At 70.7% G+C, this 24,995-nt stretch carries 17 protein-coding genes and 1 pseudogene; 14 read left to right on the top strand and 4 right to left on the bottom strand.

Going from position 1 to position 24,995, the window contains the following annotated elements; genetic code table 11:
* The first annotated feature begins 118 nt into the window (after positions 1–118).
* The gene (locus OG747_RS39395) at positions 119–1,504 is read left to right on the top strand and encodes a glycoside hydrolase family 16 protein (RefSeq protein WP_405884127.1); all 1,386 of its coding nucleotides are present in this window, start codon (positions 119–121) and stop codon (positions 1,502–1,504) included.
* A gap of 107 nt (positions 1,505–1,611) precedes the next feature.
* Here OG747_RS39395 and OG747_RS39390 read toward each other — a convergent pair whose 3' ends face one another.
* Complete coding sequence (locus OG747_RS39390) at positions 1,612–2,523, bottom strand: AraC family transcriptional regulator (protein WP_405884126.1); 912 nt, start codon at positions 2,521–2,523, stop codon at positions 1,612–1,614.
* 146 nt (positions 2,524–2,669) lie between these two features.
* Here OG747_RS39390 and tkt point away from each other — a divergent pair, with 146 nt between their 5' ends.
* The 10 genes and pseudogenes from tkt (at position 2,670) to OG747_RS39340 (ending at position 17,522) form a co-directional block, all read left to right on the top strand.
* On the top strand, positions 2,670–4,745 hold the full coding sequence (gene tkt / locus OG747_RS39385) for a transketolase (RefSeq protein ID WP_405884125.1): 2,076 nt from the start codon (positions 2,670–2,672) through the stop codon (positions 4,743–4,745).
* A gap of 19 nt (positions 4,746–4,764) precedes the next feature.
* Entirely contained in the window at positions 4,765–5,910 is a 1,146-nt protein-coding gene (tal, locus tag OG747_RS39380) for a transaldolase (protein ID WP_405884124.1), read from the top strand.
* A complete protein-coding gene (zwf, locus tag OG747_RS39375; protein ID WP_405884123.1) occupies positions 5,907–7,601 on the top strand; it encodes a glucose-6-phosphate dehydrogenase in 1,695 nt (564 codons plus the stop codon). The genes tal and zwf overlap by 4 nt, the downstream gene beginning before the upstream one ends.
* Positions 7,598–8,533 carry a glucose-6-phosphate dehydrogenase assembly protein OpcA gene (gene opcA / locus OG747_RS39370; protein WP_405884122.1) on the top strand — a complete coding sequence of 312 codons (936 nt, stop codon included), beginning with the start codon at positions 7,598–7,600 and terminating at the stop codon, positions 8,531–8,533. The genes zwf and opcA overlap by 4 nt, the downstream gene beginning before the upstream one ends.
* Entirely contained in the window at positions 8,526–10,175 is a 1,650-nt protein-coding gene (gene pgi, locus OG747_RS39365; protein WP_405884120.1) for a glucose-6-phosphate isomerase, read from the top strand. The genes opcA and pgi overlap by 8 nt, the downstream gene beginning before the upstream one ends.
* A 15-nt stretch (positions 10,176–10,190) precedes the next feature.
* Positions 10,191–11,069 carry a phosphogluconate dehydrogenase (NAD(+)-dependent, decarboxylating) gene (gene gnd / locus OG747_RS39360; RefSeq protein WP_405885944.1) on the top strand — a complete coding sequence of 293 codons (879 nt, stop codon included), beginning with the start codon at positions 10,191–10,193 and terminating at the stop codon, positions 11,067–11,069.
* Positions 11,070–11,078: 9 nt separating this feature from the next.
* Complete coding sequence (locus OG747_RS39355; protein WP_405884119.1) at positions 11,079–11,690, top strand: histidine phosphatase family protein; 612 nt, start codon at positions 11,079–11,081, stop codon at positions 11,688–11,690.
* A 304-nt stretch (positions 11,691–11,994) separates the two neighbouring features.
* The gene (locus tag OG747_RS39350; RefSeq protein ID WP_405884118.1) at positions 11,995–14,871 is read left to right on the top strand and encodes a peroxidase family protein; all 2,877 of its coding nucleotides are present in this window, start codon (positions 11,995–11,997) and stop codon (positions 14,869–14,871) included.
* 130 nt (positions 14,872–15,001) lie between these two features.
* Positions 15,002–15,475 (top strand): annotated as a pseudogene (locus OG747_RS39345) (MFS transporter); the annotation flags it as partial.
* Between the two features lie 280 nt (positions 15,476–15,755).
* Positions 15,756–17,522, top strand: a complete 1,767-nt coding sequence (locus tag OG747_RS39340; protein ID WP_405884117.1) for a hypothetical protein — start codon at positions 15,756–15,758, stop codon at positions 17,520–17,522.
* Here OG747_RS39340 and OG747_RS39335 read toward each other — a convergent pair.
* Both OG747_RS39335 and OG747_RS39330 read right to left on the bottom strand, forming a co-directional pair.
* Positions 17,497–19,665 (bottom strand): tetratricopeptide repeat protein, encoded by a 2,169-nt coding sequence (locus OG747_RS39335; protein WP_405884116.1) that lies wholly within the window; start codon positions 19,663–19,665, stop codon positions 17,497–17,499. The two genes, OG747_RS39340 and OG747_RS39335, sit on opposite strands and share 26 nt — an antisense overlap.
* Positions 19,666–19,787: 122 nt before the next feature.
* Positions 19,788–20,228, bottom strand: coding sequence for a PPOX class F420-dependent oxidoreductase (locus OG747_RS39330; protein WP_405884115.1), 441 nt, complete (start codon positions 20,226–20,228; stop codon positions 19,788–19,790).
* Positions 20,229–20,337: 109 nt separating this feature from the next.
* Between OG747_RS39330 and OG747_RS39325 the strand changes: the two genes are divergently transcribed.
* The 3 genes from OG747_RS39325 to OG747_RS39315 all read left to right on the top strand — a co-directional run bounded on the left by OG747_RS39325 (position 20,338) and on the right by OG747_RS39315 (position 23,605).
* Entirely contained in the window at positions 20,338–20,916 is a 579-nt protein-coding gene (locus OG747_RS39325; RefSeq protein WP_405884114.1) for a TetR/AcrR family transcriptional regulator, read from the top strand.
* Positions 20,917–20,966: 50 nt separating this feature from the next.
* Positions 20,967–22,271 carry an MFS transporter gene (locus OG747_RS39320; RefSeq protein WP_405884113.1) on the top strand — a complete coding sequence of 435 codons (1,305 nt, stop codon included), beginning with the start codon at positions 20,967–20,969 and terminating at the stop codon, positions 22,269–22,271.
* Between the two features lie 92 nt (positions 22,272–22,363).
* A complete protein-coding gene (locus OG747_RS39315; RefSeq protein ID WP_405884112.1) occupies positions 22,364–23,605 on the top strand; it encodes a serine hydrolase domain-containing protein in 1,242 nt (413 codons plus the stop codon).
* Here OG747_RS39315 and OG747_RS39310 read toward each other — a convergent pair.
* Positions 23,602–24,849 carry an RNA-guided endonuclease InsQ/TnpB family protein gene (locus OG747_RS39310; RefSeq protein ID WP_405884111.1) on the bottom strand — a complete coding sequence of 416 codons (1,248 nt, stop codon included), beginning with the start codon at positions 24,847–24,849 and terminating at the stop codon, positions 23,602–23,604. The genes OG747_RS39315 and OG747_RS39310 overlap by 4 nt on opposite strands.
* Positions 24,850–24,995: the final 146 nt, after the last annotated feature.

Here is a 24,995-nt window from a genome sequence, read left to right as displayed (position 1 = left end):
GTTTCTCGGCTTTACCTCTTGACGGTCGGAGTGACAGCGAGCACATTGGCCGCGCACCTTGCGTGAGAGCGCTCTCAGCAGTACCCGCGCACCCCCACTCCGTACCGAAGAGGCATTCATGAGTGAAACCTCCGGCACACCTGTCAGACGCGGCCCCCTGCGGCGCATCATCCTCGCCGCGGTCGGCACGCTGACCCTGGCGGTGGCCGCAGTCCTCCCCGCGAACGCGTCCGCGCCCACGCCCCCCTCCGGCTGGTCCCAGGTCTTCGTCGACGACTTCAACGGCTCCGCCGGCTCCGGCGTCAACACCGCCAACTGGCAGTACGACACCGGCACCAGCTACCCGGGCGGCGCCGCCAACTGGGGCACCGGCGAGGTCGAGACGATGACCTCCAGCACCAACAACGTGGCGCTCGACGGCAACGGCAACCTGCTGATCACCCCGCGCCGGGACGCCTCCGGCAACTGGACCTCGGGCCGCATCGAGACCACCCGCACCGACTTCCAGCCGCCCGCCGGCGGCAAACTGCGCGTCGAAGCACGGATCCAGATGCCGAACGTGACCGGCGCCGCCGCCAAGGGCTACTGGCCCGCCTTCTGGATGCTGGGCGCGCCCTACCGCGGCAACTACCAGAACTGGCCGAGCGTCGGCGAGCTGGACGTCATGGAGAACGTCCAGGGCGTCAACACCGACTGGGCCACGATGCACTGCGGCACCAACCCGGGCGGCCCGTGCAACGAGACCACCGGCATCGGCGGGAACACCCCGTGCGCCGGCACCACCTGTCAGGCCGGCTTCCACACGTACGCGATGGAGTGGGACCGCTCCACGAGCCCCGAGGAGGTCCGCTTCTACCTCGACGGCGTCAACTTCCACACGGTCAAGGCGAATCAGGTCGACGCGACCACCTGGGCGAACGCCACCAACCACGGCTACTTCGTCATCCTGAACGTGGCGATGGGCGGCGGTTTCCCCGACGCGTTCGGCGGGGGTCCGGACAGCGGTACCGAGCCCGGCCACCCGCTGGTCGTGGACTACGTCCAGGTGCTGCAGGCCAGTGGGAGCGGTACCACACCGCCACCGACCGGCAACCGTGACGCCTACAGCGCCCTCCAGGCCGAGTCGTACGACAGCCAGTCGGGCACCAGCACCGAGACCACCACGGACACCGGCGGCGGCCAGGACATCGGCTCCCTCGCGAACGGCGACTGGGCGCTCTACAAGGGCGTCAATTTCGGCTCCACGGCGGCCACGCAGTTCTACGGCCGGATCGCGAGCGGTGCGGCGAGCGGGGTCAGCGGTCTGGTCGAGGTGCGTCTCGACAGCCTTACGAGCACACCCATCGGCAGTTTCGCGGTGGGCAACACCGGCGGCTGGCAGAGCTGGCGGACGGTCCCGGCCAACATCAGCGGTGTCACGGGCACCCACGACGTCTATCTGACCTTCACCAGCGGCCAGCCGGCCGACTTCGTGAACGTCAACTGGTTCGACTTCGGCCACTGACTTCGGCCGCCGGCAGAAGAACCGATCGACAAGCGACGAAGGGGCGGGCCCGCGGGCCCGCCCCTTTTCCTCAGCACCGGCACCGCTTCAGCTTCCTCAGCGCCGCTTCACCGCAATTCCGCCCGGAACAACACCGGACTCGTCCCCGTGTGCTGGTGGAAGAACTTGGAGAAGTTCGCCGAGTCCGGGAAGCCCACGGCGACGCCGATGCGGCCGATGGGCATCTCCGTGTGGGCCAGCAGCCGCTTGGCCTCCAGGATCACCCGTTTGTCGATGAAGCCCTTCGGGGTCTCGCCGGTGGCCGCGCGCACCGCGCGGACCAGGGTGCGGCGGGAGTAGCCGAGCGCGTCGGCGTACGCGCTGACGCTGTGGTTGGTGGCGAAGCCCTTCTCTACCGCGTCCCGGAAGCGGGTGAAGGTGGTGTCGGTCTGCTCGTGGGCCGCCTCGGCGGAGCTGGCCGCGAGGTGGGCGAGGCGGAGCAGGAACGCGGTGAGGGAGTGCCGCAGCACCGCGGTGTGCAGGCTGAGCGGCAGCGTGGTCGTGTCGACGTACTCGCGTTCCAGCTGGGTGAGCGCGTGCTCCAGGGCGGCCAGCTGGGCGGCGTCGGGGCGCAGCAGTGGCGGCTGGTCGTAGCGGTAGAGGCCGGTCGCCTCGACGGTCGCGCGGGGCAGGAAGCCGGGCTGCATGATCAGGACGGTGCCGCGATAGCGGTCGGTGCGGGAGAAGCGGTGGACCTGGCCGGGGCGGATCCAGAGGATGTCGCCCGCGGAGACCTCGTACTCGGCGAAGTCGACCATGTGCCTGACGGGGCCCTCGCGAAAGAGCATCACGATGTGGAAGTCGATGCTGTGCACGCGTTCCAGCGGGCCGTCCACGTGCCAGGTACGTCCGGTCCCCATCGCGCCGACCTGCATACCGACGCCGGACAGGCTCAGATCGACCGGGAAGGGGAAGGTCCTGATCCCGTCCCGGGTCCCGCCTTCGCCCCCGGTACCGCCTTGGGTGGTTCTGTCTGCCATGTCCCTCTCGCGTCGGCTCGCTCCAGCACTGCGTGTCCCACTTTCACCGAAGGCTGACACACGGGCACCTTCCCCGGCAAAAGTCAGACTTTTAGGTTTGAACGCGTTCCACCAGCGATTCCACGTCCAGTGAGGACTTCTTGAAGATGAGTACGCAGAGCCTCGACGGCTTCGAATGGACCGAGCTCGACCGGCGAGCCGTCGATACCGCCCGCATCCTGGCCGCTGACGCTGTACAGAAGGTCGGAAACGGCCACCCGGGTACCGCGATGAGTCTGGCCCCGGCCGCGTACACGATCTTTCAGAAGGTGATGCGGCACGACCCCGCCGACCCGGAGTGGACCGGCCGTGACCGGTTCGTCCTCTCTCCCGGTCACACCTCGCTGACCCTTTACACCCAGCTGTTCCTCTCCGGTTACGAGCTGGAGCTGGAGGATCTGAAGGCGTTCCGTACGCACGGTTCGAAGACGCCGGGTCACCCCGAGTACGGGCACACCGCGGGCGTCGAGACGACCACCGGTCCGCTGGGCCAGGGTGTCGCGAACGCGGTGGGCATGGCGATGGCCGCCCGTTACGAGCGCGGTCTGTTCGACCCCCGGGCGCCGGAGGGTGAGTCGCCCTTCGACCACACCATCTGGGGCATCGTCTCGGACGGCGACCTGGAGGAGGGCATCTCCGCCGAGGCCTCCTCCCTCGCGGGCCATCAGAAGCTCGGCAACCTGGTCTTCGTCTACGACGACAACCACATCTCCATCGAGGGTGACACCGCGACCGCCTTCTCCGAGGACGTGCTGAAGCGGTACGAGGCGTACGGCTGGCATGTGCAGCGGATCGAGCCCTCGGCCGACGGCGACATCGACGTCCGCGCGCTGTACACGGCGCTGAAGGCGGCGCAGGCCGAGAGCGGGCGCCCCTCGATCATCGCGATGCGCACGATCATCGCCTGGCCCGCGCCGAACGCGCAGAACACCGAGGCCTCCCACGGCTCCGCGCTCGGCGCCGACGAGATCGCCGCCACCAAGCGGGTCCTCGGCTTCGACCCCGAGCAGAGCTTCCAGGTCGACGCCGCCGTACTGGCCCACGCCCGTGAGGCACTCGACCGGGGCGCCGAGGCGCACGCCGCCTGGGACAAGCGGATCGCCGAGTGGCGCACCGCGCAGCCCGAGCGCGCGGGGCTCTTCGACCGGATCGTGGCCGGCCAGCTCCCCGAGGGCTGGGAGGAGAAGCTGCCGGCCTTCGAGGCAGGCACGTCCGTCGCGACCCGTGCCGCCTCCGGCAAGGTGCTGCAGGCGCTCGGCGCGGTCATCCCCGAGCTGTGGGGCGGCTCCGCCGACCTGGCCGGCTCGAACAACACGACCATCGACAAGACGTCCTCGTTCCTGCCGAAGGGCAACCCGCTGCCGGAGGCCGACCCCTACGGCCGTACCGTCCACTTCGGTATCCGCGAGCACTCCATGGCCGCGGAGATGAACGGCATCGCGCTGCACGGCAACACCCGTATCTACGGCGGCACCTTCCTGGTCTTCTCGGACTACATGCGCAACGCCGTACGCCTGTCCGCGCTGATGCAGCTCCCGGTCACGTACGTGTGGACGCACGACTCCATCGGCCTCGGCGAGGACGGTCCGACGCACCAGCCGGTCGAGCACCTGGCCTCGCTGCGCGCCATCCCCGGCCTGAACATCGTCCGCCCGGCCGACGCCAACGAGACGGCGATCGCCTGGGCCGAGATCCTCAAGCGGCACGCCACGAACCCGGCCCCGCACGGTCTGGCACTGACCCGGCAGGGCGTGCCCACCTACGAGGCCAACTCCGATGCGGCCAAGGGTGGTTACGTACTGCGTGACTCCTCCACCGAGACGCCGGACCTCATCCTGATCGCCACCGGCTCCGAGGTGCACCTCGCCGTCGAGGCGCGTGAGCTGCTGGAGGCCGAGGGGATCGGCACCCGGGTGGTGTCGATGCCGTCCGTGGAGTGGTTCGAGGAGCAGTCCCCGGAGTACCGCGCGAGCGTCCTTGCGCCGTCCGTGAAGGCCCGCGTGGCGGTCGAGGCAGGCATCGGTCTGACTTGGTACCGGTACATAGGTGACGCAGGGCGCATCGTTTCGCTCGAGCACTTCGGCGCCTCCGCCGATGCCAAGACCCTGTTCGCCGAGTTCGGCTTCACCGCCGAGAACGTCGCCGCCACCGCGCGGGAATCCCTCACCGCCGCCCGCGGTTGATCCGATCGCACGAAGGAAGATGATCACTGTGACCGAAGCAACCGCGACCGCGGTAACCCTGAAGCGCCTCTCCGACGAAGGCGTCTCCATCTGGCTGGACGACCTCTCACGCAAGCGGATCGCGTCCGGCAACCTCGCCGAACTCATCGCCACCAAGCACGTGGTGGGCGTCACCACCAACCCCTCCATCTTCCAGGCCGCCATCGGCTCGGGCGAGGGGTACGAGGAGCAGCTCGCCGATCTGGCCGCGCGCGGCGTGACGGTCGACGAGGCCGTCCGGATGATGACCACGGCCGACGTCCGCGCCGCCGCCGACATCCTGCGCCCGGTGTACGACGCGACCGGCGGCCGGGACGGGCGGGTCTCCATCGAGGTCGACCCGCGGCTGGCCCACGAGACCGCGGCGACCATCGCCGAGGCCAAACAGCTCGCCTGGCTGGTGGACCGCCCGAACGTGATGATCAAGATTCCGGCGACGAAGGCCGGTCTGCCGGCCATCACCGAGGTCATCGGCCTCGGCATCAGCGTCAACGTCACGCTGATCTTCTCGCTGGAGCGCTACCGCGAGGTGATGGACGCCTACCTGGCCGGCCTGGAGAAGGCCAAGGCCGCCGGGATCGACCTCGCCACCATCCACTCCGTCGCCTCCTTCTTCGTCTCCCGCGTCGACAGCGAGATCGACAAGCGGCTGGCGAAGGTCGGCACGGACGAGGCCCTCGCCCTCAAGGGCAAGGCGGCGCTCGCCAACGCCCGCCTCGCCTACGAGGCGTACGAAGAGGTGTTCGCCTCCGCCCGCTGGGCCGCGCTCGCCCCGGCCGGCGCCAACAAGCAGCGCCCCCTGTGGGCCTCGACGGGCGTCAAGGACCCCGCGTACAAGGACACGCTGTACGTCGACGAGCTGGTCGCGCCGGGCACGGTCAACACCATGCCGGAGGCGACGCTCAACGCCACCGCCAACCACGGTGACATCCACGGCGACGCGGTGACCGGCGGTTATGACCAGGCTCGCGCCGACCTGGCGGCCGTCGAGGGGCTCGGGATCTCGTACGACGAGGTCGTGGGCCGGCTGGAGGACGAAGGCGTCTCGAAGTTCGAGGCGGCCTGGGGCGATCTGCTCGACGCCGTCGCGACCTCGCTGAGCAGCAAGGGAGTTGAGGGGGAATGACCAAGAGTGAGGCGCTTGCCGACGGTGCCCCGCAGGATGCGGCCGCCACGACGGAGGGATCTGGTGACACGGCCGTGGAACCGGGCGGTGTGAAGGCCGGGAGCACGACGGCCGAAGACACGAAGGCCGACAGCAAGAAGGCCGACGACGCGCGGGGCGCCGCTGCCGCGGAGTGGACCAACCCGCTCCGTGACCCCCGTGACCGCCGTCTCCCCCGTATCGCGGGCCCCTCCGGCCTCGTCATCTTCGGCGTCACCGGTGACCTGTCCCGCAAGAAGCTGATGCCGGCCATCTACGACCTCGCCAACCGCGGCCTGCTCCCGCCGGGCTTCTCGCTCCTCGGGTTCGCCCGGCGCGACTGGGAGGACGAGGACTTCGCGCAGATCGTGCACGACTCGGTGCGCGAGCACGCGCGGACGGAGTTCCGTGAGGAGGTCTGGCAGCAGCTCGCCGAGGGCATGCGGTTCATCCCCGGCGACTTCGACGACGACACGGCGTTCAAGCAGCTGCGCGAGGCCGTCGACGAGCTGGACGCCTCCCGGGGCACCAGCGGCAACTACGCCTTCTACCTCTCCGTACCGCCGAAGTTCTTCCCGAAGGTCGTCCAGCAGCTCAAGAAGCACGGGCTCGCGACCCCGCCGGAGGGTTCCTGGCGGCGCGCGGTGATCGAGAAGCCGTTCGGGCACGACCTGGACAGCGCGCGGGAGCTGAACGCACTCGTGCACGACGTGTTCGACCCCGAGCAGGTCTTCCGCATCGACCACTACCTCGGCAAGGAGACCGTCCAGAACATCCTGGCGCTGCGCTTCGCCAACCAGATGTACGAGCCGATCTGGAACCGGTCGTACGTCGACCACGTCCAGATCACCATGGCCGAGGACATCGGCATCGGCGGCCGCGCGGGCTACTACGACGGCATCGGTTCGGCCCGTGACGTGATCCAGAACCACCTGCTCCAGCTGATGGCGCTGACCGCCATGGAGGAGCCGATCGCCTTCGACGCCGAGTCGCTGCTGACCGAGAAGCTCAAGGTCCTCAAGTCGGTGAAGCTGCCGGAGAGCCTGGGCGAGCACACCGTGCGCGGCCAGTACGCGACGGGCTGGCAGGGCGGCGAGAAGGTACCCGGCTATCTGCAGGAGGACGGCATCGACCCGAAGTCGACGACCGACACCTACGCGGCCGTCAAGCTGGAGGTCGACAACCGCCGCTGGGCGGGCGTCCCCTTCTACCTCCGCACCGGCAAGCGCCTGGGCCGGCGGGTGACGGAGATCGCGGTGGTCTTCCAGCGCGCCCCGCACTCCCCGTTCGACTCGACCGCCACCGAGGAGCTCGGTCAGAACGCGATCGTCATCCGCGTCCAGCCCGACGAGGGCATGACGGTGCGCTTCGGATCGAAGGTCCCGGGTACGTCGATGGAGATCCGGGACGTCACGATGGACTTCGCCTACGGCGAGTCGTTCACGGAGTCCAGCCCTGAGGCGTACGAACGGCTGATCCTGGATGTCCTGCTCGGCGACGCCAATCTCTTCCCCCGTCACCAGGAGGTGGAAGAGTCCTGGAAGATCCTCGACCCGATCGAGGACTACTGGGAGACCCATGGCAAGCCCGCGCAGTACCCCTCGGGCAGCTGGGGTCCGAAGGAAGCCGACGAGATGCTCGCACGAGACGGACGGAGCTGGCGCAGGCCATGAAGATCGACCTGACCGACACCACGGCAAGCAAGATCAACAAGGCGCTCGTGCAGGGGCGCCGCGCCATCGGCACCCCCGCCGTGGGCATGGTCCTGACGATGGTCATCGTCACCGACGAAGAGAACGCCTACGACTCGATCAAGGCCGCCGAGGAGGCCTCGCGCGAGCACCCCTCGCGCACCCTGGTCGTCATCAAGCGGCATGCCCGCACCCCGCGCGACCGCACCAACTCGCGCCTCGACGCCGAGGTGCGGGTGGGCGCCGACTCCGGCGCCGGTGAGACCGTCGTGCTGCGGACCTACGGAGAGGTGTCCGACCACGCCGACTCCGTGGTCCTGCCGCTGCTGCTGCCGGACGCGCCCGTCGTGGTCTGGTGGCCGGTGGACGCCCCCGAGGTGCCCGCCAAGGACCCGCTGGGCGCCCTCGCCCAGCGCAGGATCACCGACATGTATGCCGTCGAGACGCCGCTCACGGCCCTGGAGGCCCGCGTCAACTCCTACGCGCCGGGCGACACCGACCTGGCGTGGACGCGGCTGACGCCGTGGCGCTCGATGCTGGCCGCCGCGCTGGACCAGGCCCGTACGAAGGTGATCTCGGCCGCCGTCGAGAGCGAGGCCGACAACCCGAGCGCCGAACTGCTCGCCCGCTGGCTGGGCGCCCGGCTCGAAGTGCCGGTCGAGCGCGTCGTCACCGCCGGTCCGGTGGTCACGGCCGTGCGGCTCGGCACCGAGAACGGCGAGATCGTGATCGACCGCCCCGAGGGCCCGCTCGCCACCCTGTCCCTGCCCGGGCAGCCCTCCCGCACCCTCGCCCTGAAGGTGCGCAGCACTTCCGAGCTGATCTCCGAGGAGCTGCGCCGCCTCGACGCGGACGAGATGTACGCCATCGCCCTGCGGGGCGAGGGCACCAAGGAGACCCCCAGTCATGTCTGACTCCCCCAAGCTCACGCGGCGCCCGGAGTGGGTGGCCCTGGCGAACCACCGCGCGGGCGGTCTGCTCCATCCGCGGCTGCGTGAGCTGTTCGCCGCCGACCCCGCCCGCGCGGAGCGCTACGTCGTACGGGTCGGCGATCTGCGCATCGACTACTCCAAGCACCTGATCACGGACGAGACCCTCGCCCTGCTCCAGGAACTGGCCACCGCCACCGACGTGTTCGGCCTGCGGGACGCCATGTTCCGTGGCGAGAAGATCAACGTCACCGAGGACCGGGCCGTGCTGCACACCGCGCTGCGCGCCCCGCGCGACGCGGTGATCGAGGTCGACGGCGAGAACGTCGTCCCCGGCGTGCACGCCGTCCTCGACAGGATGGCGGACTTCTCCGAGCGCGTCCGTTCGGGCGAGTGGACCGGCCACACCGGCAAGCGCATCAAGAACGTCGTGAACATCGGCATCGGCGGCTCCGACCTCGGCCCGGCGATGGCGTACGAGGCACTGCGCGCCTTCACCGACCGCTCGCTGACCGTCCGGTTCGTGTCGAACGTGGACGGCGCCGATCTGCACGAGGCCGTCCGCGACCTCGACCCGGCCGAGACGCTGTTCATCATCGCCTCGAAGACGTTCACCACCATCGAGACGATCACCAACGCCACCTCGGCGCGGACCTGGCTCCTTGCCGGGCTCGATAGTGACGAAAAGGCCGTGGCCAAGCACTTCGTCGCGCTGTCGACGAACGCCGGGAAGGTGTCGGACTTCGGTATCGACACGGCCAACATGTTCGGGTTCTGGGACTGGGTCGGCGGACGCTACTCCTTCGACTCGGCGATCGGCCTGTCCCTGATGATCGCGATCGGCCCGGACCGGTTCCGGGAGCTGCTCGACGGGTTCAGGATCGTCGACGAGCACTTCCGCACCGCTCCCGCCGAGGCCAACGCGCCTTTGCTGCTCGGCCTGCTGGGCGTCTGGTACGGCAACTTCTTCGACGCCCAGTCGCACGCCGTACTGCCGTACTCGCACTACCTGTCCAAGTTCACCGCGTACCTGCAGCAGCTGGACATGGAGTCCAACGGCAAGTCCGTGGACCGCGACGGCGACCCGGTGGAGTGGCAGACCGGTCCGGTGGTGTGGGGCACGCCCGGCACCAACGGGCAGCACGCCTACTACCAGCTCATCCACCAGGGCACGAAGGTGATCCCGGCGGACTTCATCGGCTTCGCCAACCCTGTCGACGAGCTGGAGCCCGGACTCGCCGCCCAGCACGACCTGCTGATGGCGAACTTCTTCGCGCAGACCCAGGCCCTGGCCTTCGGCAAGACGCCGGACGAGGTGCGCGCCGAGGGAGTGCCCGAGGAGCTGGTGCCGCACAAGACGTTCAAGGGCAACCACCCGACGACGACGATCCTCGCGCGCGAGCTGACTCCGTCGGTGCTCGGCCAGCTCATCGCCCTGTACGAGCACAAGGTGTTCGTCCAGGGCGCGATCTGGAACATCGACTCCTTCGACCAGTGGGGAGTCGAGCTCGGCAAGGTGCTCGCCAAGCGTGTCGAGCCCGCGCTCACCGAAGGCGCGGACGTGCCCGGCCTCGATCCCTCCACCGCCGCTCTCGTGGCCGCCTACCGAACCCTCCGGAAGAAGTGAACTGGCATGACAACGATGCAACTTGGACTCATCGGCCTCGGCAAGATGGGCGGCAACATGCGCGAGCGGATCCGCCGCGCGGGCCACACCGTCATCGGCTACGACCGCAACCCCGAGGTCTCGGACGTCAGCAGCCTGACCGAACTCGTCGGCAAGCTCGAAGGCCCGCGCGTGGTCTGGGTGATGGTCCCCGCCGGCGCCCCGACCCAGTCCGTCATCGACGAACTCGGCCGTCTGCTCCAGCCCGGTGACACCGTCGTCGACGGCGGCAACTCCCGCTGGACCGACGACGAGAAGCACGCCGAGGAGCTCGCCGCCAAGGGCATCGGCTTCGTCGACGCGGGCGTCTCCGGCGGAGTCTGGGGCCTCCAGAACGGCTACGCGCTGATGGTCGGCGGCGACGCCGAGCACATCGCCAAGGTGCAGCCCATCTTCGACGCCCTCAAGCCCGAGGGCGACGCCGGCTTCGTGCACGCCGGCAAGGTCGGCGCGGGCCACTTCTCCAAGATGGTCCACAACGGCATCGAGTACGCCATGATGCAGGCCTACGCCGAGGGCTGGGAGCTCCTGGAGAAGGTCCACTCCGTCACCGACGTGCGCGAGGTCTTCCGCTCCTGGCAGGAAGGCACCGTCATCCGCTCCTGGCTCCTCGACCTCGCCGTCAACGCCCTGGACGACGACGAGCACCTGGAGAAGCTGCGCGGCTACGCGGACGACTCCGGCGAGGGCCGCTGGACCGTCGAGGCGGCCATCGACAACGCCGTCCCGCTGCCCGCCATCACCGCCTCCCTCTTCGCCCGGTTCGCCTCCCGCCAGGACGACTCCCCGCAGATGAAGATGATCGCGGCGCTGCGCAACCAGTTCGGCGGCCACGCCGTCGAGTCCGCGGAGTAGGGCCGGGCCATGGGTGACCTCATACTGGTCCGCCACGGCGAGACCGAGTGGACCCTGACGGGCCAGCACACCAGCTGGACCGATCTCCCGCTGACCCAGCACGGCGAGGAACAGGCCAAGTCGCTTGCGCAGTTCTTCGCCGGGCGGTCCTTCGCACAGGTGCTCACCAGCCCGCTCGACCGTGCGGTACGGACCGCGGAACTCGCGGGCCTGACCGCGGCGACGACCGAGCCCGATCTGCACGAGTGGGACTACGGAGGCTACGAGGGGGTCACCACTCGGGCGATCCACCGTGCCCGGCCGGACTGGGTGCTGTGGGACGACGGGGTGCCGCCCGGACCGGACGGCCACCCCGGTGAGTCGCCGCGGGAGGTCGGGGTGCGCGCCGATCGCGTCCTCTCCAAGGTGGATGCCTCGCTGTGCAACCACCCCGGCGACGTGGTGCTGGTGGCGCACGCCCACTTCCTGCGCGTCCTCACGGCCCGTCGGCTCGGGCTTCCGCCGGACGCGGGGCGACTGTTCCAGCTCTCGACGGGAACCGTCAGCCGGCTGTCCACCGAGCACGGGAATCCGGTGATCGCCGAGTGGAACGCCGCCGAAACTTCCGCGGCGGTCCGTTAGTCGCAAGGTCGGCATCCTCCAGAAAATCGCCAGAGCGAATCCGTGACGCGGCCCCGGCTGCACCACTTGATGTGGTGGCCGGGGCCGTGGCCATGCCACCCCACTGCCACTCGTCCGGGCGAATCCCGCGGACGAGTACGCCGCGGGGGTCGTCGGGATGTGCGGGACGGCCCCTCCGGGGTCGGGCCGAACCTCGGGCACGCGCGTGTTCGCTTCTTTGACGTGCGCAGCGGAGCTCTTCGACTGATTGTTCGTAGGGGTGACAAGAGGGCGCACCCACGCATCCGCACGAAGGAAACGATCGATGACCGAGACCGGACAGCGCGAACAGCGTGAACAGCAGTACGAGCGGTACGAAGGCGGCAGTCCCGAGGCGGAACGGCTGGTGTTCGAACAGCTGGCCCGCGAGCTGATGAAGGTGCAGCTCAAGAATCGGCGGGCGGGCGGCGGCGGGATGTCCCGGGCCTTCCACGCCAAGGCACCGGTGGCCGTGGAGAACGCGCGGCTGCGCTTCCACGACGATCTGCCCGAGGCCCTGCGCAGCGGCTTCGCCCAGCCCGGCGCCACGTACCCGGCGACCGTCCGGCTGTCCAACTCCAGCGGCATCCGGCAGGGCGACGGTTCGCCCGACCTGCGGGGCGCGGCCGTACGCGTGCGGGTGTCGGAGCAGGAGAGCCACGATCTGCTCGCGACCAGCTATCCGGTCTCGCACGCACGCGACGCCCGCGAGTTCGTGGCCTTCGCCAAGGCGATGGCGGGCGCCCGCGGTCCCCTCCAGAAGGCCTTCGGGATTTTTGTGAAGCTGCCGCTGGCCGTGGGCTTCGGCACGGCGAACCGGATGCGCCGCACTGTCCGGGAGGCGACGCGGCACACGGTCGGCTCCCTCGCCAGTGAGACGTACTGGAGCCGGGGCGCCGCCCTGTGGGGCGAGGCGGGTCCGGTGCGCTATCTGCTGCGTCCGGCTCACGGGAGTCCTCCGGCAGCCGCCCCGGACCGCAGCGACCCGGAGTTCCTGCACCGCGAGATCGCCCAGCGGCTGGCGAAGGCGGATGTCGTCTTCGACCTGTGCGTGCAGCGGTACGTCGACGAGCGGCGCACGCCGATCGAGGACGCCTCCGTGGAGTGGAAGGAGGCGATCGCGCCCGCGGTGCCGGTGGCCCGACTCACCATCCCTCGCCAGGACCTGACGACCGCGGAGGCCCGTTCGGCCGCCCGGCGCATCGAGGATCTCGCCTTCAATCCCTGGTACACGACCGACGGCTTCCGTCCGCTCGGCAACATCAACCGGGCGCGCAAGGCCGCGTACGAGGCGAGCAGCGCGCACCGGCTCGGGCTGCGTTTCCTCACCGAGGAACCCCTGCGGAACAGGCTGCTCGCCCCTCCGACGGGTGCCGCCTTCGCGCTGCTGAACCGGTATGTGCCCTGGCACCGGCTGCCGCTGCGGCTGAGCCTGCTGAACCTGGTGTTCCTGCGCAAGGTGCTGCGCCGCTTCAACCTGATCGACACCGAGGTGCGGGAGGCTCCGCCGCAGGCCCAGCCGGTGCCGGAGCCGATCCCCGAGCGGCTGCGCGCGGAGCGCTCGTACGACGGGACGTACAACGATCTGTCCGCTCCGAGGATGGGCGCCGTCGGCGCGGCCTTCGGACGCAACCTGAAACCGGACTACCGGCCCGATTTGTTCGACACACCCAATGCGGTCACGGTCAGCCGGCAGCTCCTGCGGCGCGACAGCTTCGTGCCCGCGACCTCGCTGAACATCCTCGCGGCCGCGTGGATCCAGTTCCAGGTGCACGACTGGGTCAACCACCGCCGCTACGGGCCCGGTGAGCGCAGTGTCGAGGTGCCGCTGCCGCCCGGCAGCGGGGGCTGGCACAACACGCCCGGCGGACCGCCGGAGAACGTGATGCGGTTCGCCGGGAACGTGGGCCTCGAACAGCCCGGAAACCGTCCGCCCCTCTGCTTCGGCAATGTCGCCTCGCACTGGTGGGACGGCTCCGAGGTGTACGGCGAGAGCGAACAGACCGCGCGGCTCCTGCGCGAGCAGGGCGGCGGCGCCGGACTCCGCCTGGAGGACGGCCACTTGCCGTCGGGCCCGAACGGCATTCCGCTCACCGGCTTCAACGAGAGCTGGTGGATGGGGCTCAGCGCGATGCACACGCTGTTCGCGCGCGAGCACAACGCGGTGTGCGACGCGCTGCGCGCCGCGTATCCGTCGATGAGCGAGGAGCGGATCTACCAGACGGCACGGCTGGTCGTCTCCGCGCTGATCGCGAAGATCCACACGGTGGAGTGGACCCCGGCGATCCTCGCCACCAAGGCGATCGACCTCGGTCTGCACACCAACTGGCAGGGCCCGCCCAAGAACTGGCTGAACCAGCTGGGTCTGTGGCTCTTCGAGGCGCACTCGCTGGTGGGCATCCCGAAGACGCTGCCGGACCATCACGGGGTGCCGTACTCGCTCACCGAGGACTTCGTCACCGTCTACCGCATGCACCCGCTGATCCCGGACGACTTCGAGCTGCGCGACCACCACTTCGGGCACCGCCAGGAGACCCTGGGGTTCCTGGACATCCAGGGCGGCGCGGCCGAGGCGCAGATCCGCAAGACGGGACTCGCGAACACGCTGTACTCGTTCGGGATCGCCCACCCGGGTGCGATCACGCTGCACAACTTCCCGCGCTCGCTGCAGCGGTTCGAGCGGGACGGCGAGATCATCGACCTGTCGGTCGTGGACCTCGTACGGACGCGGCGGCGCGGTGTCCCGCGCTACAACGACTTCCGTGCGGGACTGCACAAGCAGCGCATCCGCTCCTTCGAGGAACTGACCGAGAACGCCGAGACGCTGGCGCGGCTGAAAGAGGTCTACGGCTCGGTCGACGAGATCGACACGATGGTCGGGCTGTTCGCGGAGAATCCGCCGGAGGGCTTCGGCTTCAGCGACACCGCCTTCAGGATCTTCATCCTGATGGCGACCCGGCGCCTGCAGAGCGACCGCTTCCTCAACGTCGACTACCGGCCGGAGATCTACACGCCGCTGGGCATCGACTGGGTCGAGCAGGGCGGCATGAACTCCGTCATCCTGCGGCACTGCCCGGAGCTGGCGGCGCTGATGCCGCGCGGGGCGAGCGCGTTCGCACCGTGGCGGGCCGTGCGGCCGACCGGCAACGGAGGCCCGGGCTGACCCCGGCGCACCGCGGGCGCGCCGGGCTCCGGGACATCTGACCGTCAGCGCCCCGGGCGGCCCACCGCGTGCTGCGCGGCGGGGCGCACCGGGGTGTTCTGGGCGCCGTAACCGCGGTAGCCGCCGTCACGCGATCCCCGCCTGGGCCACGCTCTCCGACCGCATCGGCCGCCGCCCGGTCCATCTGATCGGCGCCGCGGGCAGCGCCGTGCTGATGTTCGCCTGCCTGTGGGCCATCTCCACCGGCTCGTACCCGCTCGTGCTGCTCTTCGGCATCCTCACCTTCGGTGTCGTCCACAGCGCGGCGAACGGCGTCTGGCCGTCCTTCTACGGCGAGATGTTCTCCACCCGCGTACGGCTCTCCGGCATGGCGATCGGCACACAGATCGGCTTCGCCGTCGCCGGGTTCGCGGTCACCTTCGCCGCGCGGATCGCGGGTCCTGGCGGCGACGACTGGTCGTCCGTGGCGCTGTTCACCGCGACCCTGTGCATCCCGCCGGTGCTCGCCGCGCTCACTGCCCGCGAGACGCACACGGTGCCGACCGAGCGGCTGGGCGAGCGGATACCGAAGGACGCCGCACAGCGGGAGGCCGTGACCGCCTGACCCTTCCCCGATCTTCCAAGTCCCCGAACGGCGCCGTGCCGTTCGGGGACTTGGCGGTTCTGCGAAGGGTGGCCTCACCGGGGCACGGTTGACAGCTGACGTTTTCAGCAAGAACATCGGCCCGAACGAGCAGAAAGAAACAGCGCGGTTACTCAGAGCCACTCCGCGCACCCCGGCCGGGTTCAGGGGCGGCCGGTGTGCGCGGAGCCCCCGTTGACTATCCTTGCCCGATCATCCCGGCCATGAGCCGGGACAACGGGCGCGAGGGTGGTGTGCGGGCGTGGGGCGGGACGGGTGGATACGGGTGCCGGCCGGGGACGACGCGGCCCGGTGGGCCACCCGGGGACACTGCCGGCGCGTCCTGCTCGTCGTACACAACGTGACCTCCGCGACGCGACTCCTCGACATCCTCCCGCTGTTCGACGACGACTTCCGGGTGCAGCTGCTGGTGACGTGCACCGGTTCGTCGGCGTTCGGCTCCGGAGTCGCCGAGCTGCTCGCCGACGTCGGAGTGCCGGTACTGCCCTGGGAACAGGCGATGGCGACTCCGGTGTCCCTGGTGATCTCGGCCAGCTTCGGCGGTCAACTCCAGGCGTTCTCCGGCAAATTGACCGTATTGTCCCATGGCGTTGGCTACACTAAGAGGCTGGCGACGCCGGGAGCCGGGAGCCGGGAGCCGGGAGCCGGGAGCCGGGAGCCGGGAGCCGGGAGCCGGGAGCCGGTGCCCGTGTTCGGGCTGGCTCCCGAGTGGCTGCTCTCCGAGGACGGGGAGCCGATCGCCGACGCGCTCGTGCTGTCCCATCCGGAGCAGTACGAGCGTCTGCGCGCCGCCTGTCCACAGGCGGCGCCGACGGCCGTACTCGCCGGGGACCCCTGCTTCGACCGCATCCTGGCGGCCCGCCCGTACCGCGACCGCTACCGCCGCGCCCTCGGCGTCCGCACCGGCCAACGCCTCATCCTCCTCAACTCCACCTGGAACCCCGAGTCCCTCTTCGGGGACGGCGGCGGCGATGACGTACTCCCCTCCCTGCTGCCGCGCCTGACCGCGGAGTTCCCGGCGGACGAGTACCGCCTCGCGGCCGTGCTGCACCCCAACATCTGGCACGGCCACGGCCCGGGCCAGCTCCGCGCCTGGCTGGACCGGGCGCGCCGCGCGGGGCTGACGCTGATCGATCCGCTGGAAGGCTGGCGCCAGGCCGTGCTCGCGGCGGACGCGGTGATCGGCGACCACGGCTCGGTCACCTACTACGCCGCCGCGCTCGGCACCCCCGTACTCCTCGGAGCCGCGCCCCTGTCGGACCTCGACCCCGACGCACCCGTCTCGGACTTCCTGCGGGAGGCGCCACGACTCGCCCCCCGGTCCCCCCTGCTCCCCCAGGTGGAGTCACTGCTCGCCACCCATCACCCGCTGCCGGGACCCGCCGCGTTCACCACGTCCGTACCCGGCGAGGCGGCGACCCGGCTGCGCGCCCTCTTCTACGGCATCATCGGCATCCCGGAGCCGGACGCCCCCGCGCTCCTCGAACCGCTCCCGCTGCCGCCGTACGAACCCCCGTCCCGCACCGCACCGTTGCGCGTCCTGACGCGGCTGCTCGGCTCGGGCGAGGTCTCGGTCGCGCGGCACGCGGACCCCCGCCCCGAACCGGCGGGCGCGGGCGAGGCGCACACGGCGGCGCACGAGGACACCCGCGACCCGGCCCAACTCGCCCTCGCGGACCTCGTGTTCAGGTACGGCGACGCCACCGACCCACGCTTCGGCTCCCCCGCACTGTGGGCGTCGGAGGTGCTGGACCGTCTCCCGGAGTGCGCGCTCGCCGCCTACGTCACCGGCCCCGGCGCCTGCACGGTCCGCACCCGCGCCGGAGAGCTTCTGGGGATGACGGCGGACGGGACGGCGGACGCCGATCCGGCCGCGTACGCCTCCGCCCTGCACGCCTGGCTGGCGGCGGGCAAGTCGCTCGACGAGCTCCTCACCCAGGGCCTGACCGTGCGGACCGGTGCGACGCTCCACCGTGTCCGGATCACCCTTGAGGAGCGCCGGAGTTGAGGCAGCGCTCGCGCAACGTCCGTAGATGCGCGAGCTGATAAGCGGCTTTCTCCCGCGCGAGGGCCGCGATCGCCTCGTCGACGAGCGGCAGCGCGGCTGCGAACTCCCCGCCGTCCAGGTGCGTTTCGGCGAGGTCGGTGAGGGTGCGGGCCGTGTTGTACGCCTCACCGCTCTCCCGGAAGAAGCGCAGCGCGCGTTCCAGTCGCTCCCGTGCCTCGTCGCGGCGGCCGAGGCCGCGCAGGGCACGCCCGCGATGACGCTCCAGCAGGGCGCGGGCACGCGGCAGATCGCGGGCTCCCTCATCGGCGGGGCCGATGCCGTCGAGGATGCCGTACGCCTCCTCGAAGCAGTCGTACGCCTCCTGCCAGCGCCACTGCCGCAGGCGCAGCAGACCGAGGAACTCGACGGCGGAGGCGTGTCCGCGGACGTGTCCGGCGACGCGTTCGTCCCGTGCCGCCGCGCGCGCCTCCGGCTCCGCCTCGTCCCAGCGGCGCAACTCGGTGAGGGTGTGGGCCAGTTGGGCGTGCAGCGCTCCGGCCGCGCGGGTCCCAGGGATGTGGGTGTCGGCGGTGCGGGCGCCGACACGGAGGGCGGGCAGCAGGACGTCGTGCTGTCCTGCCTTGAGCAGGAGCGGCCACAGGGCCTGGCAGAGCCGTACCACGGTGTCCCGGTGACCGAACTCCTCGGCGGCGTACACCGCTTGGACGAGGTTGCGTGCTTCGGTGGCGAGCGCGGAGACGGCCTCGCCCCGGTCCGCGTACGAGACCGGTGAGGTGCCGGAGGGGGCCCGCCAGCTCTCCGGGAGGGCCGCCTGCGCGGCGCCGACGGCGAGGTGCAGATACCACTCGACGGTCCGGGAGACGGCGGCCGAGCAGGCGGCGATGCCGTCGGTGGCGGCCGCGGCGGCTTCGGCGTGCGCGCGGACCGCGGGCCGGTAGCGGTAGCGCCCGTCGCCGGTGCGCTCCAGCAGCAGCGCCTCGGCGAGCTCCTCCAGGAGCCGGGCCGCCTCGGTCCGCTCGATGTCCGCGGCACGGGCCGCGGCGGCGGCGTCGAAGGCGGGCCAGTCGTACAGGCCGGTCAGGCGGTACACCCGGGCCGCGTCGGGTGCCAGCAGGCGGTAGGAGTCCTCGGCCGCGGCGCGCACCGGATCGCTGTGGGGCCCCGGACCGCCGTGGTGCCTCGGACCGCTGTGAGGCCCCGGATCGCTGTCGGGCACGGGTGGCACCTCCGCCGAGGGGGTGGCGAGCCGGGGCGCGGCGGCCCGCAGCGCGTACGGGGAGCCGCCGCAGCGGTCCAGTACGGCGGGCAGCGCGGCCTTGGCCGCACTCATCGCCGGTTTGCCGACCAGGTGGGTGAGCAGGTGGACCGCGTCCCGCTTGGCGAGCGGGCCGACCTGGACCGGGAGGGCGTCGACGCCGGTGAAGGGGCGCCGGGTGACGACGACCGTGAACACCCCGGGCGCGGAGGTCAGCAGGGGCCTGATCTGTGCGGCGGACTGGGCGTGGTCGAGGACGAGCAGCAGACGCCGGCCGGCCGCGTACCGTCGGAAGCGGTCGGCGCGGTCCTCGGTGGCGGGCGGGATCTCCTCATCGGGGAGGCCGAGTTGACGCAGTAGCGAGCTGAGGACGGCTCCGATGTCGCTCGCGCCGGGGCCGCGCAGGTCGGCGTAGAGCTGTCCGTCCGGGAAGCGGTCCACCTGGCGCCAGCCCCAGTGCACGGCCAGCGTGCTGGTGCCCATGCCCTCCGGTCCGTGCAGGAGGGCCACCCGGGGGCTGCCGTCGAAGGGGCGTGCGGCCTCCTTGTCGAGCCGCTTCAGGGCTTCCTGACGGTCCGTGAAGAACCGGACGGACGCGGGAAGGCAGGGGCGCTCCGCTCGCGGTCCGGCCCCTGGCATCGGCACCCCTTGTGCGAACAGGGTCCAGGCGTGGGCGAGTTGCGGGTCGCTGTGTACCCGTTCGTGCACCAGTCGCGCCACGGCGGTCATCTGCTCGGCGTTCGTGGGCGCGGCGACCTCCCGTCCCGCGATCCGGCGGACCAGTCCCCCGGTCGACTCCCAGGCCCATCTGCCCGCTTCGTTGGCCATTCCCGATCCGACGGCCCCGAGCACCCCCGTGATGGCTGCCAACGAGATGGGATCCAGCATGCCCCCGCACTCCCCGCTTCCGACGCCGTGGCGGTGCCTCCGAGCAACACCGTCCGGGATCAAAGGTAGTTGCCGTGCGGGGAACCGTGGTCGATCTTCCTGACAAGGGAGACGGGGAGGGGTCAGCGGCCGCGGTGAATGCCGTACGCGCGCTCCACGTGGAGCCGTAGCACCAGGCGGCGGTCGCGGACCATCGCCGCCCGGTAGTCGTCCCAGTCGGGGTGCTCGCCCATGACGTCCCGGTAGAGCCGGATGAGCTCCTCAACGGTCTCGTCGTGCGGGTCCCCGGCGACGGGGGTGAGCTCGGCGGTGCCCTCGGCGACCGTGTACGCCCATCGGTCCTCGCTGGTCACGTGGTACGAGGCCCGCGGGTCCCGGCGCAGGTTGCGGGTCTTGGCACGGTCGTCCGTGAGCGAGACCCGGACGATCCGCTCGTCGGGGTAGTAGGCGTGACTGACGTTCGACAGCTGGGGCCGGCCGTCCTTCTTGAGGGTGACGAGCACCCCGCCCTTGTACTCGGAGAGCAGCTTGAGCAGCGCGTCCTGCGTAGCGTCCTGAGTCATATCTCGGTCAACCCTCCGGGGTGAATCACCATTCCCGGGCGGACTGGCGGGTGAACTGACGGGCGGACTGGCGGTAGACACTGTCTACACATGCTGGTAGACAGTGTCTATGAGCGAACAGGAAACCGGGCTCAAGGCCCGACTGATCGAGGTCGGCGTCGATCTGGTGACCACGGAGGGCGCGCAGGCCCTGACCTTGCGGGAGATCGCCCGAAGGGCGGGCGTCTCGCACGGCGCCCCGCGCCGCTACTTCCCCACCCACCTGGAGCTGCTGTCCGCCATCGCGCGCCGGGGCTTCGCCGACCTGGGGGCCCGGGCGGCGCAGGCGCTGGGCGACGGCGGGACGAGTCCCCGCGACCAGCTCACGTCGCTGGGGAGGGTCTACCTGGACTTCGCACTGTCCCACCGGGGCATGTACGAGCTGATGTTCCGTCACGATCTGCTGGAGAGCGAAGGGTTGGGCCTGCGGGAGACCAGCCTTCCGCTGTTCGGGGTGCTGGTGGACCTGGTCGGCCGGGTCCGGCCCGAGGCCGAGGCGCCGGTCGTGGCGGGTGCCCTGTGGGCGAACCTGCACGGGATCGCCCAGCTGTGGGGCTGGGGCAGTCTCCCCCTCACCACGGGCGCCACCGACTTCGTACCCCTGTTGCGTGCGGCGCTGGACGCGCACCTCGGGCCGGAGGAGCGGTGAGGCCGGGGGTTCATCGCCGGCTCACCCTCACGAGCAGTATCGGCGGTGCCATGATCGTCGCCCTGGACGGCACCGTCCTCACGGTCGCGCAGCCCACGCTGCGACGCGATCTGGACGCGTCGTTCGCGCAAGTGCAGTGGACGAGCACCGGCTATCTCATCGCGGTGGCCGGCCTGTTGGTGTTCGCGGGGCGGCTCGGGGACCGGTACGGCCACCAAAAGGTCTTCGCCGCGGGGATGTCGGGCTTCGGCGCGGCGTCGGCGGGGATCGGGCTTGCGCCCGGCATCGGCTGGGTGTTCGGGCTGCGGGTCGCCCAGGGGGTCTTCGGCGCGCTGGCGCAGCCCGCCACGCTCGGGATGCTGCGCGCCGCCTACCCGCCCGACCGGCTCGGCATGCCCATCGCGTTGCGGACCAGCGCCATCGGTCTCGCGGCCGCCGCCGGTCCGGTCCTCGGCGGGGTGCTGGTCACCCATCTGGGCTGGCGTGCCGTCTTCTTCCTGAACGTCGTGCCCGCGCTCGTCATGGGGGTGTCGGCCCTCGTCGTCCGGGACCCGGCCCGAGGCGGGGGCCCGGCCGGCGGGCTCGACGTGCCCGGTGCGTGTCTGCTCGCGGTCACCCTGGTGGCTCTGGTGCGCACGCTCGTCGCGCTGCCGGAGACCGGCTGGACCACGGCGACGGTGCTCGGGCCGGTCGTGGTGGCGGCCTCGGCAGCCGCGTTCGTACGGCGCGAGCGGCGCGCGGCGAGCCCGCTGGTGCCGCCCGGCCTGCTCGGCTCCCCCGCGGTCGGCGGAGCGCTTGGCGTCCTCGTGTGCGCCTCCGCGGCGCTGTTCGGCACGCTCTTCGTCGCCACCTACTACCTCCAGGACGTGCGCGGCCTCGACCCTCTCCAGAGCAGTCTGCGCGCGCTGCCACTGCCCGTGATGATGGTGCTGGGAGCACCGGTCGGCGCCGTACTGCTGCGCCGGTACGGCCCGCGCCGGACGACCGGCACCGCGATGATCCTGCTCCTCCTCGGCGTCCTGCTGCTGTCCAGGCTCGACCAGGCCTCGACGGACCTGGCGATCGCGGCCGGTTTTCTGCTCCTGGGCGCCGGTTTCGCCGCGGTGATGGTGAGCGCGACGGCCGTCGTCGTCCGGTACGCGTCCGCCGGGTCGGCCGGAGTGGCGGGCGGCCTCCAGCAGACCGCGATGAACATCGGGCCGACCGTGGGTGTGGCCGTCGCGACCACGCTGATGAGCCTGACTGGTGTCGACATGGCTCCCGCGCTGACCGTCCTCGCGGCCCTCACCGCGATCGGCGCGCTGATGGCCCTGCGGCTCCCCGGCCGTGACGCCGCCCCGATCAGCGGCCACTGACCCGCCGGCCACCCACCCGCCGCCGACGCCGCGGAAGTCCGTACGAGACGATAGAACGAGCGGGTCCGAGAGCCGCAGTGCGGAGGAGAGCCATGGGACATCTGCGACAAGAGGTCGAGCCGAGCGAGGTCGCTCTTGATCCGAAGGCGCTGGCCCGCCTGGACCAGCACTTCGCCCACCTGGTCGACGACCGCCGGCTGCCCGGATATCTCGTGGCCGTGTCCCGGCACGGCCGGGTCGCGCACCTCACCACGTACGGCTACCGCGACCGTGAGTCCCGACTCCCCGTGGAGACCGACACCTTGTGGCGGATCTACTCGATGACCAAACCGGTGACCTCGGTCGCCGCGCTGATACTCCTGGACGAGGGGCGCTTGCGGCTCGACGACCCCGTCGCCCGCTTCCTCCCCGCGTTCGCCCAACCGCGGGTGTACGTCAGCGGGTCCGGCCCCGACATGAAGACCCGCCCCGCCGAGCGCCCCCTCCTGATCCGGCACCTGTTGACCCACACCTCGGGCCTGACCTTCGGCTTCTACTACTCCCACCCCGTCGATGCGCTCTACCGCGACGCCGGTCTGGAGGCGTCGGTGGCGCCGGGCGCGGACCTGGCCGGGACCTGCGATGCGTACGCCGGGCTGCCGCTGCAGTTCGAGCCGGGCACCGAGTGGAACTACTCGGTCTCCACCAATGTCCTCGGGCGCCTCATCGAGGTGGTGTCGGGGCAGGACCTCGACGAGTTCCTCGCCGAGCGCGTCTTCGGCCCGCTGGGGATGACGGACGCCGGGTTCTGTGTCACGGACGAGCAGGCCGGGCGGCTCGCCCAGCTCTACGGGGAGGACGCCGAGGGCCGCATCACCCCGATCCCCGGGCTCCCGCTGCGGGGCCGCCCGCGTTTCCTGTCCGGGAGCGGCGGCATGGTGGCCACCGCCCACGACTACCACCGCTTCATGGAGATGCTCCGCCGCCGCGGTGAACTCGACGGGGCCCGGCTGCTCAAGCCCGAGATCGTGGACTCGATGGCCTCCAACCATCTCCCGGACGGCGCCGACCGCCGCACCTTCGGCAGCGCCCTGCACCGGGAACCCGGCAACGCGGGCCTGGGCTTCGGCCTCGGAGTCTCCGTCGTGGTGGATCCCGAGATCACCCGATCACCGTCCGGCGAAGGCGCGTTCGGCTGGAGCGGGGTGGCCAGTACGACCTTCTGGGTCGACCCGCGCCACGACATGACCGTGCAGTTCTACACCCAGGTCCGCCCGACGTCGTCCCACTCGGTCTATCCCGAGCTCAAGCGGCTCATCCACGAGGCGGTGCAGGGGTCAACTACCCGTCGCTAAAGCCGCTTTAGCGACGGGCTTGCACAACGGGCATCACTGGCGGTGATGCTGCGTTTGCGTCCAGCCCTGCTCCCGGGTTTCCGGGGTGGGGCGGGGGCCGTTGGCTGGGCCCCGCGTCGCCACAACTCTCGTGCTCTGGCACGGATGTTGCGGGAGCCGTTGCGGTCTGCGTGATCAACGAATCCGCAGTTCCGGCACGCGAACCAGGCCTGTGAGACCCGGTTAGCCTTGTCGATGTGCCCGCACTCGGCGCAGGTGCGCGAGGTGTACGCCGGATCGACGTGCACCACCGGTACCCCCGCCTTGCGGGCCTTGTATGCGATGAATGCCCCCAGCTGGGCGAACGACCAGGAGGAGTGGGTGGCCCGTTGGGGCTTGCGAAGCCGTACCCGTTCGCGGATCCCTGTCAGGTCTTCCAGGGCGATTCCGCGACCGGTGCGTTCTGCCTCGGCCACCACATGCTTTGCGATCTTGTGGTTGATGTCCCTGGCCCGCCGCGCCTCCTTGCGCCGCCGTTTCTTCAGGCGCCGTTTGGCGGACGGGGTGTTCTTCTGCTGCAGCTTGGCCCGCAGCCCGCGCTCGCGCAGGCGGGTGCGGTTCAGCTCGCGTCCGGCCATGATCTCGCCGTCCGAGGTGGTGGCGATGTTCACGATCCCCAGGTCGATCCCGAGGAAGTCCACCGGGTCCGGGTTCAAGGGCGTTTCGGGCACCTCGCAGGTGGCGTTGAGGAACCACATGCCGTCCCGCTGCAGTAGGTCGGACTCGCCCTTGCGGTACAGGGCCAGCGTGGCCAGCTGCTCCGGTGAGGCGGTGAACGCCACGCTCTTGACCCGGCCCGCCACGGTCCAGACCGACACCGTCCGGTCCGGGATCTGCCAGGACAGCATGCGGTCGTCGTAGGGCTGCACGCCCTGCGGGCGGAAGACGATCGGCTTCTCGGTGGCCCGGCAGTATCGGCGCGAGCCAGACCGGCCCAGATTTCCTGCCTTCAGGTTCGCCTTCAGCGTGGCGTACGCGTCGCACGTCTTCTTGATGACGTGCTGGGCGGCCTGCGCGCCCAGGTCCCAGCGGGACTTGACCTCGCCGTAGACCTGCTTGCGCAGGGCGAAGTTGTTGAACTCCCCGCGCTCGAAGGCGGTCTCGCTCACCCAGGTGGCGGCCTCGTTGCAGGCGCGCAGGGTCGCCTCGAGCGCCGCCGCCTGCACAGGCGTCGGCAGCAGTTTCACCTGCACGGCCAGCTTCACGATCACCGATCGTAGGCACCGGTGCGAGACACCACCACACGTTCGGGTCCGTTCATCACATTGAGTGAACAGACTGGCCATGTGTTCGCACCACCCGGCCCGCCGGAGAAGGCATCCGGCCGCTCCGCGGCCGAACAGACACAGTG

Source organism: Streptomyces sp. NBC_01384 (assembly GCF_045040035.1).
Lineage (GTDB): Bacteria > Actinomycetota > Actinomycetes > Streptomycetales > Streptomycetaceae > Streptomyces.
This window is presented reverse-complemented; position numbering and strand designations above follow the sequence as displayed.

Coding starts and splice junctions, on each gene's coding strand:
- OG747_RS39395 (WP_405884127.1), top strand. CDS start 119: ATGAGTGAAACCTCCGGCACACCTGTCAGACGCGGCCCCCTGCGGCGC.
- OG747_RS39390 (WP_405884126.1), bottom strand. CDS start 2,523: ATGGCAGACAGAACCACCCAAGGCGGTACCGGGGGCGAAGGCGGGACC.
- tkt (WP_405884125.1), top strand. CDS start 2,670: ATGAGTACGCAGAGCCTCGACGGCTTCGAATGGACCGAGCTCGACCGG.
- tal (WP_405884124.1), top strand. CDS start 4,765: ATGATCACTGTGACCGAAGCAACCGCGACCGCGGTAACCCTGAAGCGC.
- zwf (WP_405884123.1), top strand. CDS start 5,907: ATGACCAAGAGTGAGGCGCTTGCCGACGGTGCCCCGCAGGATGCGGCC.
- opcA (WP_405884122.1), top strand. CDS start 7,598: ATGAAGATCGACCTGACCGACACCACGGCAAGCAAGATCAACAAGGCG.
- pgi (WP_405884120.1), top strand. CDS start 8,526: ATGTCTGACTCCCCCAAGCTCACGCGGCGCCCGGAGTGGGTGGCCCTG.
- gnd (WP_405885944.1), top strand. CDS start 10,191: ATGCAACTTGGACTCATCGGCCTCGGCAAGATGGGCGGCAACATGCGC.
- OG747_RS39355 (WP_405884119.1), top strand. CDS start 11,079: ATGGGTGACCTCATACTGGTCCGCCACGGCGAGACCGAGTGGACCCTG.
- OG747_RS39350 (WP_405884118.1), top strand. CDS start 11,995: ATGACCGAGACCGGACAGCGCGAACAGCGTGAACAGCAGTACGAGCGG.
- OG747_RS39335 (WP_405884116.1), bottom strand. CDS start 19,665: ATGCTGGATCCCATCTCGTTGGCAGCCATCACGGGGGTGCTCGGGGCC.
- OG747_RS39330 (WP_405884115.1), bottom strand. CDS start 20,228: ATGACTCAGGACGCTACGCAGGACGCGCTGCTCAAGCTGCTCTCCGAG.
- OG747_RS39325 (WP_405884114.1), top strand. CDS start 20,338: ATGAGCGAACAGGAAACCGGGCTCAAGGCCCGACTGATCGAGGTCGGC.
- OG747_RS39320 (WP_405884113.1), top strand. CDS start 20,967: ATGATCGTCGCCCTGGACGGCACCGTCCTCACGGTCGCGCAGCCCACG.
- OG747_RS39315 (WP_405884112.1), top strand. CDS start 22,364: ATGGGACATCTGCGACAAGAGGTCGAGCCGAGCGAGGTCGCTCTTGAT.